Raw genomic sequence first — 15058 nt, forward strand, 5'->3', positions numbered from 1 at the left:
CTAATTAATTCGTTGTTCTGTTTAATGAATTTTCGAAAGCATGGTATAGCGCAAGTTTTTTAAAACATCGACTTGTTGAATATGCATTTTATGAAGTTTTTTTTGATAAAATTTAAATCATATTTAATAATTATGCTACTATAATAATTAAGTATAAATACGTATTTATATCTTACTTTTAGTTTTACATCTTTGCATTAAATTTGTATTTTGCGTCGCTTTTGTTTAAAATTCAACCTTACTCTTTTGATAAAAGTATGGTTATGTTTAGAGACTGAAAAAAAGCTCGATTTATTTAAACAAGGCAATTTAACATAGAAATAAATTCATTTATGAACTACAACGATTACATCAAGGAGATTGAGGAAAGAAAAGCTCTGGGATTACATCCTAAGCCAATCGATGCGGCTGAACTAACCAGCGAAATTATTGCTCAGATTAAAGATTCAGATAACCCACACAGAGAAGATTCTCTAAATTTTTTTATTTATAACACCTTACCAGGAACTACAAGTGCTGCAGGTGTCAAGGCTGAATTTTTAAAAGAGATTATTCTTGGTGAATCTGTTGTTGAAGAAATTACTCCCGATTTTGCTTTTGAGCAATTGTCTCACATGAAAGGAGGTCCTTCAATTAAAGTATTGCTAGATTTAGTTTTAGATCAAAAAGATGTTGATATCGCTAAGAAAGCTGCTGAAGTTTTAAAAACGCAGGTTTTCTTGTATGAGGCTGATATCGAGAGATTGGAAGCTGCTATAAAAAGGGGGTGTCCTATTTCAAAAGATATTATTGAAAGTTACGCTCAGGCTGAGTTCTTTACCAAACTTCCAGAAGTAGAAGAGAAGATTGATGTTGTAACATATATTGCTGGGATTGGTGATATTTCAACAGATTTATTATCCCCAGGTGCCGATGCACACTCTAGATCGGATAGAGAGTTACACGGTCAGTGTATTTTTGAGCATAATAAAGACATGCAACAAGAAGTGTTGGCTTTAAAAGCGCAACATCCAGATAAGCGTGTGATGTTGATCGCGGAAAAAGGAACAATGGGTGTGGGATCTTCAAGAATGTCTGGTGTAAATAACGTGGCACTTTGGACAGGTATTTCTTCAAGTCCTTATGTACCATTCATTAACATTGCTCCTGTAATTGCTGGGACTAATGGAATTGCCCCAATTTTCTTAACGACTGTTGGTGTAACTGGAGGAATTGGAATCGACCTTAAAAACTGGGTAACTAAAAAAGATGCAGAAGGAAAAACAGTTTACGACGCTGATGGAGAGCCAGTATTAGAACAAGTATATTCTGTTGAAACAGGAACTGTTCTAACAATCAATACAAAAGAAAAGAAATTATATAAGGGAGACCAAGAGTTAAAAGATATTTCTGCTGCTTTAACACCACAAAAAATGGAGTTTATTAAAGCTGGTGGATCTTATGCTGTGGTTTTCGGTAAAAAATTACAAACCTTTGCTTGTAAGCTATTAGGCATAGATGTGCCTCAAGTTTATGCACCTTCTAAAGAGATATCTATTGAAGGGCAAGGTTTAACAGCAGTTGAAAAAATCTTTAATAAAAATGCTGTTGGAACCACTCCAGGTAAAACATTACATACAGGATCTAATGTTCGTGTAGAAGTTAATATTGTAGGGTCTCAAGATACTACAGGATTAATGACTTCTCAGGAGTTAGAAATGATGGCAGCAACAGTGGTTTCTCCTATTGTTGATGCGAGTTACCAATCTGGATGTCACACGGCATCTGTTTGGGATGATAAGTCTAAGGCTAACATTCCTAAATTAATGAAGTTTATGAACGACTTCGGATTAATTACAGCACGTGATCCTAAAGGTCAGTACCATGCTATGACCGATGTAATTCATAAAGTATTAAATGATATTACAGTAGATGATTGGGATATTATTATTGGTGGAGATTCACACACACGTATGTCCAAAGGTGTTGCTTTTGGAGCAGATTCAGGAACCGTTGCCTTAGCGCTTGCTACTGGCGAGGCTACCATGCCAATTCCAGAATCGGTTAAAGTAACCTTTAAAGGTAACATGAGAAGCTTCATGGATTTCCGTGATGTGGTTCATGCAACACAGCAACAAATGCTAAAGCAGTTTGGAGGAGAGAACGTATTCCAAGGAAGAATTATTGAGGTTCATATCGGAACATTAACTTCTGACCAAGCCTTTACGTTTACTGATTGGACTGCAGAAATGAAAGCTAAAGCATCTATCTGCATTTCAGAAGATGAAACGTTGATAGAATCGTTAGAAATTGCTAAAGACCGTATCCAAATCATGATTGAGAAAGGTATGGATAATGATAAGCAAGTACTGCAAGGCTTAGTTGATAAAGCGAATACTAGAATTACTGAGATAAAAACAGGAATTAAACCAGCTTTAAGACCGGATTCAAATGCCAAGTATTACGCAGAGGTGGTTATCGATTTAGATGAAATTGCTGAACCAATGATTGCCGATCCAGATGTAAACAACGATGATCCTTCAAAACGTTATACGCACGATACTATCCGTCCGTTATCTTATTATGGTGGTACTAAACAAGTAGACCTAGGATTTGTTGGTTCTTGTATGGTTCATAAAGGGGATATGAAGATTTTAGCTCAGATGCTAAAGAATATTGAAGCGCAGCATGGTAAGGTTGAATTCAACGCACCCTTAGTTGTTGCATCTCCAACGTATAACATTGTAGATGAGTTAAAAGCAGAAGGCGATTGGGAAGTGCTACAGAAGTATTCTGGATTTGAATTTGATGATAGTGCCCCTAAAGGATTGGCGCGTACTAAGTATGAAAACATGCTATATTTGGAACGTCCTGGCTGTAACCTTTGTATGGGTAATCAAGAAAAGGCAGAACCAGGAGATACGGTTATGGCAACCTCTACACGTTTGTTCCAAGGGCGTGTGGTTAAAGATGCCGATGGTAAAAAAGGAGAGTCTTTATTATCATCAACTCCGGTAGTAGTGTTATCGACTGTTTTAGGAAGAACACCAACTATGGAAGAGTATGAAAAAGCAGTTGAAGGTATTGTATTAACTAAGTTTAAGCCGTCACAAAAAGAATTGGTAATCTAATTACAGATTCAATCATATATTTAAAAGCCTGAGTTTTATGCTCGGGCTTTTTTTTATGCGTCATTGTGAGGAGCGAAGCATGAGCGACGTGACAATCTTCTCATTTCACCTTTGATTTTTAAAAGATCGTTACCTTTAATACCTACAAGTTTTCCAAAACCTTGCAGGAAACAGGTAGGGCTTTCCACTATATCTTTTTAATATCTCAAACGAACGTCATTGGGAATATGGTAAAGCAATCTCTAAACAGTAAAGAGATTACTTCGTCATACCTCCTCGTAATGACGTCTTATTTGCTTAGGTTAAAAAAGATGTCATTTTAACTCCTAACGCGGGCGTACTTGCTATTGGGGTTTTGAATTCTAAAATTCTTGGGTTTTTGGAGTGATTCGTTTAACGTTATATATGCAAAGCGTTGCGAAACACCAAAATACCAAAATTGGCTGAATTTTTTTCGGTTGCGCTGATCTTTCCGAAGGTAAAGGTTAGACGCAATGCTTTTGTATACGGTGCTAGTAAATGTTTTGTTATTATAAATAACTGATAATCAGCGACTTTTTTTGGTCTTTTAGGTTTTTGTAATGATTGTTAGTGAAGTGATACCAAATTTTATTATGAAAGTTGTTAACTTTTTTCTGTTTGTAAGTTTTTAATCAATTGATTTTCATTGCTTTGTGTGTTTTTTGTGAAAAAATATTGCATGAATTCGTGTAAAATCAATATGAAATAATAGTATCTTTGAATTAGAAAAATAAGGCATTCGTTAGTTGCCATTAGAATGCCTTTGAATTCTTATTTAAGGAAAACGAAACATTTAAATTTCTAAAAGTTTTATTTGCGTCCAAAACAAATAAACAGAAATTAAGAGATGTTTTTGACTAGATGTACAAAATTTAGTCTCCTTTTTAAAAACGTCAGTGTTAACAGCATTGGCGTTTTTTGTTTTACTCTACAAATTTAGTGCTTTTGTTGTGATGTTTAAATTATTAAACAAATTATTTTAAGTAAGAGTTTTTTTTGAAACCACCTTTTGTCCTAGGGATTTACCGGAAATTTATCAACTTTTGTTAATAAAAAGTTGTGGCAGATATTTTTATAATTAAAAGATTTGAGTGCCAATATTTGCTAACTTTCGAGGTGAGTAATTTTAATGACTTATAGCCGACATTACACGAATTTTAACAATTTTTCTCATAAAGTCAAAGAATTCAGTTTTTTGCTTTACGAAAAAAGTAGCCCACATATTCTAAGGTTTTAACTGATCTGGTTAAATAGATTTTACCAAATTTAAAATAAAAGAACTCTATTTCATTCGGTTTCAATCGGTGTCCAAATTTCGTATATTAGTGATTCTGAACATAAAAGCATTAAACATTAAATATACAGGTTATGGCATTCGATATAGACATGATAAAAGGCGTTTACTCCAAAATGGCAGAGAACGTTAATAAGGCACGAGAAGTTGTTGGAAAACCACTAACGCTTTCTGAAAAAATATTGTACAATCACCTTTGGGATGGTATGCCAACTAAGGCCTTTCAAAGAGGGAAAGATTATGTTGATTTTGCGCCCGATAGAATTGCGTGTCAGGATGCGACAGCACAAATGGCGTTGTTGCAGTTTATGCAAGCTGGTAAAGATAAGGTAGCAGTGCCTACAACGGTGCATTGTGATCACTTAATTCAAGCTAAAGAAGGGGCTGCCAAAGATTTAAAGCATGCCAACACGGTAAGTAGTGAAGTGTTTGATTTCTTAGAGTCTGTTTCCAACAAATATGGTATTGGTTTTTGGAAACCTGGAGCAGGTATTATTCACCAAGTAGTTTTAGAAAATTATGCATTTCCTGGAGGGATGATGATTGGTACCGATTCTCACACGGTTAACGCTGGTGGTTTAGGGATGGTAGCCATTGGTGTAGGAGGAGCTGATGCTGTAGATGTAATGGCTGGCATGGCGTGGGAATTAAAGTTTCCAAAATTAATTGGTGTTAGATTAACAGGTAAACTATCGGGTTGGACCGCACCTAAGGATGTTATACTTAAAGTTGCAGAAATTCTCACGGTAAAAGGTGGAACAGGTGCCATTGTAGAATATTTTGGACCTGGAGCCTTGTCAATGTCTTGTACTGGAAAAGGAACCATTTGTAACATGGGAGCCGAAATAGGAGCAACTACATCTACCTTTGGTTATGATGATTCTATGGAGCGTTATTTAAGAGCAACGGATAGAGAAGATGTGGCAGATGCTGCTAATGATGTAAGGCCTCATTTAACCGCAGATCCAGAAGTTTACAACAATCCGGAACAATATTTTGATCAGGTAATAGATATTAATCTATCAGATCTAGGCCCCCTATTAAACGGACCTTTTACACCAGACTTATCTACTACTGTAGGTTCAGAAATGTCTAAAAAGGCCACTGATAATGATTGGCCAATAAAAGTAGAATGGGGATTAATAGGGTCTTGTACTAATTCTTCTTATGAAGACTTGTCAAGAGCCTCATCAATAGCCCAACAAGCATTAGATAAAGGCTTAAAAACTAAAGCAGAGTTTGGTATCAATCCAGGTTCTGAACAAGTACGTTATACTGCTGAGCGTGATGGGATACTTCAAGTTTTTGAAAAATTAGATGCTAAGATATTTACTAATGCTTGTGGACCATGTATCGGGCAATGGGCTAGATATTCAGATCCTAAAAACGCACCAAAAAACAGTATTGTACATTCTTTTAACCGAAACTTTGCAAAACGTGCCGATGGTAACCCAAATACGCATGCTTTTGTAGCGTCACCAGAGATCACGGCTGCAATTGCGATAGCTGGACGGTTAGATTTCAACCCAATGACCGACAAGCTAATAAATGAAAATGGAGAGGAGGTCATGTTAGACGAACCAACAGGATGGGAATTACCACCTAAAGGTTTTGATGTAAAAGAAAATGGGTATTTGGCACCAGAGGAAGATGGAAGTCACGTTAATGTTGTGGTAAAAGACGATTCAGAACGTTTACAGCTTTTAACGCCATTTGAGCCTTTAGGGGATTCCATTACTGGGGCTAAACTATTAATTAAAGCATTTGGAAAATGTACTACCGATCATATTTCTATGGCAGGGCCATGGCTGCGTTTTAGAGGACATCTAGATAACATTGCCAACAACACTTTAATTGGTGCCGTAAATGCCTTTAATAAAAAGACAAATTTTGTTAAAAACCAATTAACGGGTGATTACGGTGGTGTGCCAGATGTTCAACGTGCTTATAAAGCCAAGGGCATTAAAACTGTGGTGGTTGGAGATCATAACTATGGCGAGGGGTCATCTAGAGAGCATGCAGCAATGCAACCACGTCATTTAGGTGTCGCCGCAGTAATCGTCAAGTCTTTTGCGCGTATTCATGAAACCAATTTAAAAAAACAAGGTATGTTAGGTTTAACCTTTGCTAATGAATCGGATTACGATTTAATACAGGAAGATGATACCTTCAACTTTTTGGATTTAAATGAATTCGCTCCAGACAAGCAATTAACACTAGAAATAGTACATACCGATGGCAGCAAAGATATTATCAAGTTGAACCACACCTATAACGATGCACAAATTGCTTGGTACAAAGAAGGGTCTGCCTTAAATCTTATAAAGAAGCAAAATGCTTAATCTTTCTTTAGCTAACATAAAAACCAACATTTTGGTGTTGGTTTATTATTACTAATATTCTTAGTATAAAAATTATAGCACCATTTAATGGGCGAATAGGTTAAAATTGTTATCATATTAGTATGGCTTTACTGGTTTTTAAATATCATATAAATAATATATTCATCCTTTTTTTTAGGATATTTCGTTTTGAGACTTAATAAAAAAGGATATTATATAACTACTTATTGGATTGTGTTTTAAGTCGTTTTATCTCCTTGAATAGTAGTTTTTTTAGAAATAAACAAATAACTTTATTCCAAAGAAAAATGTATTCATTAAACTTTTTTTATGGCCTTAAAAGTTGTTCTTTCTCACAAAACCTCATATAAATTTGATAGGAGAGTTAGTCTATCTCCACATATATTTAGACTTCGACCGGCGCCTCATAGTAGGACTCCAATTGAATCTTATTCCTTAAAAATAACTCCAGAAAACCATTTTTTTAATTGGCAGCAAGATCCATTTGGAAATTATCAGGCCCGTGTGGTTTTTCCTGAAAAGACTGATGAATTATCGATTGATGTGGAAATTATTGCCGACTTAAAGACTATTAATCCCTTTGATTTTTTTGTTGAGGAAAGTGCTGAAGATTACCCTTTTGAATATGCCGAAAGTGTAAAAAAAGAACTGACACCTTATTTAGAAGTAAATGATAAACACGATCTTATAGCCGAATTTTTAAAAACGATTGATTACACGCCTAGAAAGACCATATATTTTTTAACACATCTTAATCAAAAAATATATGAGTATTTATCTTATAATATTAGGCTTGAGCCAGGTGTTCAGTGTGCAGAAGAAACCTTAAGGCTTAAAACAGGCTCATGTCGAGATTATGCTTGGTTATTTGTACAAGTGCTAAGACATTTAGGTTTTGGAGCACGTTTTGTTTCTGGTTACATAATACAATTAAAGGCAGACGAACCATCACTGGATGGCCCTTCTGGGCCACCGGAGGACTTTACAGATTTGCACGCATGGACTGAGGTGTATTTGCCAGGTGCGGGCTGGATAGGCTTCGATGCAACCTCTGGTTTACTAGCAGGAGAAGGACATATTCCCTTGGCTTGTACCCCGCATTATGATAGTGCTGCTGCGGTTACTGGGATGACAGATCCCTGCGAAACAGAGTTTTCTTTTAGTAATTCTGTGACAAGAATCCTTGAATCGCCAAGAGTTACCAAACCTTATACAGATCAACAATGGAAGGCCATTAATAGATTAGGGCATAAAGTAGAGCGCGATTTGCAAAAGGGAGATGTACGGTTAACGATGGGCGGGGAGCCCACTTTTGTGTCTATTGACGATATGGAAGCTCCAGAATGGAATACAGATGCCGACGGTCCTCACAAAAGAGAGTTGGCAAACAACTTAACAAAACGCTTATTAGACAAAATGGGCAATGGAGGTATGTTACACCACGCCCAGGGTAAATGGTACCCTGGAGAGCCATTACCACGTTGGGAGATTCAATTATACTGGAGAAAAGACGGTAAAGTTATTTGGAATAATCCAGAACTACTTTCATGCTTTGCTCCAAATTCTAAAGTACCTGAGGGCAGTGATAAGTTATTTTTAGATACGTTATGTGATTACCTAAGCGTATCAACTGAAAGCGTTATGCCTGCCTATGAGGATGCATTTTATTCATTATGGGAAGAAGGCAATATGCCCATTGATATTGATATAACTGATGAAAATAGTGAAGATCTTATTAGGAAACGCATAGCGGAAATACTCGAAAGAGGAACAGATAAGGCTGCGGGGTATGTTTTACCTTTAAATAAGTCTAAAGCACAATGGTTTAGTTCAGAATGGGATTTTAGAAGAAGGCATTTGTTTTTAACGCCAGGGACATCACCTATTGGACTAAGACTACCTTTGAACGCCTTGATAATAAAGCCTGAATTTGCAGATTTTCCAATTTACGAACCAGACTTATTTGAAAAACGGAAAAAACTGCCAAGCTTTAAACGTTTAGTAAATGCAAGGTACAAGCATTTTTGTGAGAATGGTATAGACTCTGAAAAACCGAAGTATTTTGTAAGAACGGCCATTTGCTCAGAGATTAGAGACGGTCAACTATACCTGTTTTTACCCCCTCTCAATTCAATTGATGCTTTTCTTGATCTAATAGCCTCCATTGAAGCTGTTGCTAAGAAATTAAAAATCCCGGTGATTTTAGAAGGTTATAATCCACCTCATGATAATAGAGTGGAGTCTATGAAGATTACTCCGGATCCAGGTGTTATTGAAGTAAATGTGCATCCTATTCACAATTGGGGAGACTTAGTAGATAATACATTGATGCTTTATGGTGAGGCGAAAAAAGCACGATTAGGTACAGAGAAGTTTATGTTAGATGGTAAACATACTGGTACTGGAGGAGGAAACCATGTAACGCTTGGAGGTATAACCCCTGCAGATAGTCCATTATTACGCAAACCTAGTTTGTTAAGGAGTTTACTAACGTTTTGGCAACATCACCCGGGCTTATCTTATTTATTTTCAGGTGCTTTTGTTGGCGCAACCAGCCAAGCGCCTCGCATAGACGAGGCCCGAATGGAAAATTTATATGAGCTGGAAATAGCGTTTAGCCAAATACCTAAGGACGGAGAGGTACCGTTTTGGCTAACAGATAGGTTGTTTAGACATTTGCTTACAGATTTAACAGGTAATACACACAGAGCGGAATTTTGTATTGACAAATTATATTCTCCAGATTCATCATCAGGACGGTTGGGAATATTAGAACTTCGCGGGTTTGATATGCCACCCCATCCTAAAATGAGTCTAGTACAAATGCTTCTTGTCAGAGCATTGGTGGCTTGGTTCTGGAAAAAACCGTATGAACACGACCTAGTGCGTTGGGGAACCGAATTACATGATAAGTTTTTAATAGAACATCATGTAAGGGAAGATATTAAAGATGTGGTTAAACAGCTTAACAGGGCTGGGTATAAATTCCAAGAAGACTGGTTTGATCCTTTCTTTGAGTTTAGATTTCCATTACATGGCATGGTAGATATTAATAATATTCATTTAGAATTGCGAGCCGCTATTGAACCCTGGAATGTTTTAGGTGAGGAAATGACAGGAGGCGGAACGGCGAGATACGTGGATTCTTCTTTAGAACGGTTACAGGTAAAAGTTACAAACTTTACTACGGAAAGATATGTGTTAACCTGTAATGGTGTGAAAGTACAGTTGCAACCAACTAGCGTAAAAGGCGAATATGTAGCTGGGGTTAAATATAAAGCTTGGGATCCTTATTCTGCTTTGCACCCTACGATTGGAGTAGATACACCTTTAGCTTTTGATATTGTAGATACCTGGAATAGAAAATCTATTGGCGGATGTAAATATTTTGTGTCGCACCCCGGAGGAAGGTCGTATGATACTTTTCCTGTAAATAGTTTCGAAGCAGAGTCAAGAAGAATTAATCGTTTCTGGGATATAGGAGAAACTCAAACCGAAGTTGATATTATAGAAGAGATAACGGCTAGTGATGTTTCAGCGCCACTAAGAACTGTAGAAGAACAGGAAAGCCAAAGAAAGTTCAGATATAAAACGCTTCCTGTTGATCCAGAATTTCCAAATACCTTAGATTTGCGTAAAAAATAATTAATTTTTTATGAAGGTGGATGTTGAGTCGTTAATTGAAAACTATTTTGAAGGTGCTGCCTATGACGAAATGTTTCAAGATAATAGAGACGTTAAGGACACTTGGAAGAATTTATATGAAATAATAAAAAAGTTAGGGACTGAAGAGCTAATTTCAAGACAAAGAGAAATTGATTGGAATCTAGCTGAAAATGGTATTACCTATAATGTGTATAATGACCCCAATGGTCTTAATCGCCCATGGAGCTTGAATCTTGTGCCATTCATAATGCATAAAAATGAATGGAATAAAGTTGAAAAAGGTTTGCAACAAAGAGCTACTTTACTCGATTTAGTAGTAAAAGATATTTATGGAGACAGGCAGTTACTTAAAAAAGGGATTATACCACATGAGGTTATTTTTGGACACAGAGGATTTTTACGCCAGTGTGATGGCATAGAATTTAATACAGATAAGTATTTATCAATTTATGCAGCCGATTTATCTAGAGGACCAGATGGTAGAATGTGGGTGGTTAATGATAGAGCTCAAGCACCTTCGGGCATGGGGTATTCTCTAGAGAACAGAACCATTGCAGGTCGTGTATTACCCAATATATATAGAAATATTCATGTAAGCGGACAAGATCAGTTTTTAAATGATTTTAATAGACTGTTAATGAATGCGGCACCCGAAAACAAGATTAATCCAACTGTGGTTGTGCTTACTCCTGGACCGCATAATGAAACGTATTTTGAGCATGCCTATCTGGCATCGTATTATGGTTTCCCTTTAGTTCGTGGTAGTGATTTAGTGGTGCGTGACGGAAAACTTTGGATGAAATCACTTAAAGCATTAAAACAAGTGGATGTTGTTTACAGAAGGGTGGATGATATTTTTGTAGATCCGTTAGAACTTCGTGAAGACTCGTATCTTGGAGTGGCTGGTTTGTTAGATGTTGTTCGAAGAAAAAATGTAAGTATTTTAAATCCAATAGGCATTGGTATTATTGAAAACTCTGGTCTTATTCCATTTATGCCGGCTATTGCTAAATACTTTTTGGATGAGAAATTAATTTTACCGCAGATTGCTACCTGGTGGTGTGGGCAAAAAAAAGAGTTGGATCATGTATTGTCTGATATTTCCAAGCTAGTAATTAAGCGTATAGATAAATCGAATAGGGAAAGTATTGTTTTTGCTGAGTTTTTAAATGAAAAAGAACTCGAAACGTTAAAGGCTAAAATAAAAAGTAGACCACATTTATACGTAGCTCAAGAGAAAATAAAGTTTTCTACCGTACCGAATTTAGTACAAGGTAAGCTAGAACCAAGAAATATGGTATGCCGAGCGTTTACAATAGCTAAAGATAAAGGATACACTGTGATGTCTGGTGGCTTGGTAAGGGTGTCATCTACTAAAGAAAATGTACGCGTTAGCAATCAACGCGGCGGAACAAGTAAAGATTTTTGTATCATAGATGAAAACTTAGTAAGAACAAAGGTTCCAAGGGTTGATAATACTAATACAGTGGTTGCGGCAGGATTGAATGACTTGCCTAGTCTAACCGCAGAAAACTTATATTGGGCTGGACGTTATATTGGAAGAGCTTTAGTGACGAGTAGGCATTTAAGAATGGTACTCAATCAAATGGCAAACAATGAAGAAGTTGTTAATCTTGAGCAAAATACCAAATTGAGTATACTATTACGTTCCGTTACGCAATTAACTAATACCTATCCTGGATTTGTTGGCGACAAAAAAGAACCTGCAGTAAGTAATCTAAAGGATGAATTAATTTCTGTTATTGTAGATAAGCACAAAGTAGGGAGTTTAGCCCATACCTTGGCAATGTTTAGTAATTCTTATTATTCTATTAGAAACTTATGGTCAACGGATATGTGGCGCGTTTTTGAAAGTATTCATCAAATATGGGACCCAATAATTAATGAAGATATTAAGTTGTTATCTTATAAAAAATTGATAAAAGTATTAGACCGATTGATCACTAGGCTAATAGCATTTATGGGATTAATTGAAGAAAGTATTTTGGTTGATCAAGGTTTGCTTCTTTATTTTATTGGACTCAATCTTGAGCGTGTCATATTGAATATATCTAATTTTCAGAGCATGTTAACTGTTGTAACGGAAGATTATATAGAATATGAAATTTTAGAGGCTATGTTGCACAGTCATGAAAGTTTGAATATTTACAGATACACTTATCGCTCCTATATAAATATAAATAGCGTCATTTCTTTAATTCTTTTGGATACAAAATATGCGCGTTCATTGACGTATTTGGTTAAACGGTTGAAAAAAGATATTGCACATTTACCACATTCAAAGGTTAAAGGGGCCTTACAAGATTATGAAAAACCGATTTTTGAGGCTTTTTCTAAATTAAGATTAGTTTCGGTTGAAGATCTTATGTTTGTTTCTGAAGATAATGTATATCTACGAGAACGTTTAAATAAGTTATTGGCTGAGTTAAATAAATTGCTTTACGGAACTTCAAAGGCTATTTCAGACACTTACTTTAACCATGTTGATGACCAAAGTCAACTTACAAGGCAAAAGTTTAGTTAATACAGTTATGGACTTTTTAATTACACATATTACCGAGTATAGCTATAGTGAGGAGGTTGTATTTGGTCATAATATTGCCACCATTAAGCCAAGGCAGTCACCAGGTCAAGAACTTTTAGAATATCATGTCGATATAGATCCAAAACCATCAGAGTTTTCAGAACGAAAAGATTTTTTTGGGAATAACCTTACGCGGTTTTCTATACAAAAAGGACATAAAAGGTTAACAGTAACCTCTGCATGCAAGATTTCTAGAGATTATTCAGCTATTAAAGAAAGCTTTTATTCAGAGAAAAGTACCCAAGTTACGTTGGCTTCGGCATTAGATAGTTTGTCTGTCAATACTATGGAAAACTTTGAACCCAAACAATTTATTTTAGACTCCATATTAATAAAGAATAGTAAAGCTAATATAAAGGAATATGCTTTAGAGTCTTTTAAACCCAATCGCTCTGTTTTTGAGGCTACAAAAGAGCTAATGCAGCGTATTTTTACTGATTTTAGTTTTGTTTCTGGTTTTACAAATGTGTCCACACCATTGGATGTTGTTATGGAAGAGAAAAAAGGGGTGTGTCAAGACTTTGCTCAAATAGGTATTGCTTGTTTGCGCAGTGTGGGTTTGCCAGCAAGATATATTAGTGGATATATTGAAACATTACCACCTCCAGGAAAACCTAAACTAATTGGAGCTGATGCTTCTCATGCATGGTTTGCTGTATTTATTCCTGGGTTCGGATGGGTTGATTTTGACCCTACAAACAATAAAATTCCAGAAAATCAACATATTGTTGTAGGCTGGGGAAGAGATTATTACGATGTTCCGCCATTAAAAGGAGTCGTTTATAGCTCTGGCACCAGTAAACTTAGTGTTTCTGTTGATATTAGATCATTAAATAATACAGATACAGATGGTCAAATACAGTCTTCTTAGCAGTGTATTTATTTACAATTAATTATTGTTGCTGCTGCTGTTGCTGATTTATTAATTCAGCATCGGCATTAGTGATGAGCGTTGATTGCATCCGTGCTTTATCCATGTTTTTAAATTAATCAAAAAAGCTGTGAAATCAAACTTTTATTAATTAAAGCCCTCATAAATACTAATCTCTAATGATAGAAAAATTCTTCTTCCATTTTTTTACTGATTTCAACTAATTTATTAAGAATAGTTTCTATAAACGTTCTAAAGTCAACTTCAATTTCTTCAATGTATTTATATTGATATTCAGCGTATATTTTATTTACTAAAAATGCCGTAGACCCTTTTTGGGGTTTAGTGTCATCTGATAAATTATGCACATGGTGCGATACATCTGACAGGCTATTGATAACAGATTTTGGACATTGATGATTTAATATTAAAAAGTCTAGAGTGTTAATGCTGTTTGGACTTGATTTTGTAAATCTTCTCATCATATCATAAGACTCTACACAACGTAATAATGTATCCCACTCTAAGGTGGGTGCCACCAGGGCACCTGCTTCTTTTTTAAGCTCTATGATTTGTATATCGTTATATTTTGAATTAATTATTCTAATAACTTGTGTTGCTCTTTCCATGCTTAGCCCTAAGTTAATAATGGAATAAACTTCATCATAAAGCAAGGTACTTCTAATCTTTGCTTTTAATATTGCTGTAAACTCTATAATATTTGTAGCAAAGTCATATAAACCCTTTGTTACTAGATAATCTGAGGAATAGTTTAGAACAAAATGATAAAATTTATTTGTGGCCTCATACAATTCTGTAGATAATAAATCACGAGAACTATTAGCATTCTCACGAGCTAATTTTACACAATTTATTATCGAATAGGTCTTTTTAGGATTTAGGCAGATATTGTATAATACATCCGTTTCTTTAACATGAGTACCTTCTTTTACGGGTTCGCCTACCATAAAAAGTAGGGACCTTAAAACAAACTGCCTAGATTGCGACAGCTCATTAGGAGCATCTAATGAAGAGAAATAATTAACTCGTAAATATCGTGCAACATGCTCTGAGCGTTCTATATATCTGCTCATCCAAAATAAATTATTGGCTACTCTAGCTAACATA

General features: G+C 35.6%; 6 protein-coding genes. 5 read left to right on the forward strand and 1 reads right to left on the reverse strand.

All coding sequences use genetic code 11. The annotated features are described in order from the left end of the window. Nucleotides 1–332 precede the first annotated feature (332 nt). The 5 genes from E5D58_RS04575 (at nucleotide 333) to E5D58_RS04595 (ending at nucleotide 13930) form a co-directional block, all read left to right on the forward strand. Nucleotides 333–3110: a bifunctional aconitate hydratase 2/2-methylisocitrate dehydratase gene (locus tag E5D58_RS04575; RefSeq protein ID WP_136480664.1), complete on the forward strand. Its 2778-nt coding sequence runs from the start codon at nucleotides 333–335 to the stop codon at nucleotides 3108–3110. A gap of 1389 nt (nucleotides 3111–4499) precedes the next feature. Further along, entirely contained in the window at nucleotides 4500–6767 is a 2268-nt protein-coding gene (locus E5D58_RS04580) for an aconitate hydratase (protein ID WP_136480665.1), read from the forward strand. Between the two features lie 330 nt (nucleotides 6768–7097). Beyond that, complete coding sequence (locus E5D58_RS04585) at nucleotides 7098–10433, forward strand: transglutaminase family protein (RefSeq protein WP_136480666.1); 3336 nt, start codon at nucleotides 7098–7100, stop codon at nucleotides 10431–10433. A 10-nt stretch (nucleotides 10434–10443) separates the two neighbouring features. Then, nucleotides 10444–12999, forward strand: coding sequence for a circularly permuted type 2 ATP-grasp protein (locus tag E5D58_RS04590; RefSeq protein ID WP_136480667.1), 2556 nt, complete (start codon nucleotides 10444–10446; stop codon nucleotides 12997–12999). Further along, nucleotides 12962–13930 carry a transglutaminase family protein gene (locus E5D58_RS04595; protein ID WP_235835840.1) on the forward strand — a complete coding sequence of 323 codons (969 nt, stop codon included), beginning with the start codon at nucleotides 12962–12964 and terminating at the stop codon, nucleotides 13928–13930. Before E5D58_RS04590 ends, E5D58_RS04595 begins: the two co-directional genes overlap by 38 nt. A gap of 176 nt (nucleotides 13931–14106) precedes the next feature. Here the strand turns inward: E5D58_RS04595 and E5D58_RS04600 are convergent, their stop codons facing one another. Beyond that, on the reverse strand, nucleotides 14107–15057 hold the full coding sequence (locus E5D58_RS04600; RefSeq protein WP_136480668.1) for an alpha-E domain-containing protein: 951 nt from the start codon (nucleotides 15055–15057) through the stop codon (nucleotides 14107–14109). Between the last annotated feature and the right edge of the window lies 1 nt (nucleotide 15058).

Origin of the sequence: Cognatitamlana onchidii (genome assembly GCF_004804355.1) — a bacterium.
Lineage (GTDB): Bacteria > Bacteroidota > Bacteroidia > Flavobacteriales > Flavobacteriaceae > Cognatitamlana > Cognatitamlana onchidii.

Bases quoted from the DNA above. Each gene is read 5' to 3' on its own strand.
- E5D58_RS04575 (WP_136480664.1), top strand. From the start codon at position 333: ATGAACTACAACGATTACATCAAGGAGATTGAGGAAAGAAAAGCTCTG.
- E5D58_RS04580 (WP_136480665.1), top strand. From the start codon at position 4,500: ATGGCATTCGATATAGACATGATAAAAGGCGTTTACTCCAAAATGGCA.
- E5D58_RS04585 (WP_136480666.1), top strand. From the start codon at position 7,098: ATGGCCTTAAAAGTTGTTCTTTCTCACAAAACCTCATATAAATTTGAT.
- E5D58_RS04590 (WP_136480667.1), top strand. From the start codon at position 10,444: ATGAAGGTGGATGTTGAGTCGTTAATTGAAAACTATTTTGAAGGTGCT.
- E5D58_RS04595 (WP_235835840.1), top strand. From the start codon at position 12,962: ATGACCAAAGTCAACTTACAAGGCAAAAGTTTAGTTAATACAGTTATG.
- E5D58_RS04600 (WP_136480668.1), bottom strand. From the start codon at position 15,057: ATGTTAGCTAGAGTAGCCAATAATTTATTTTGGATGAGCAGATATATA.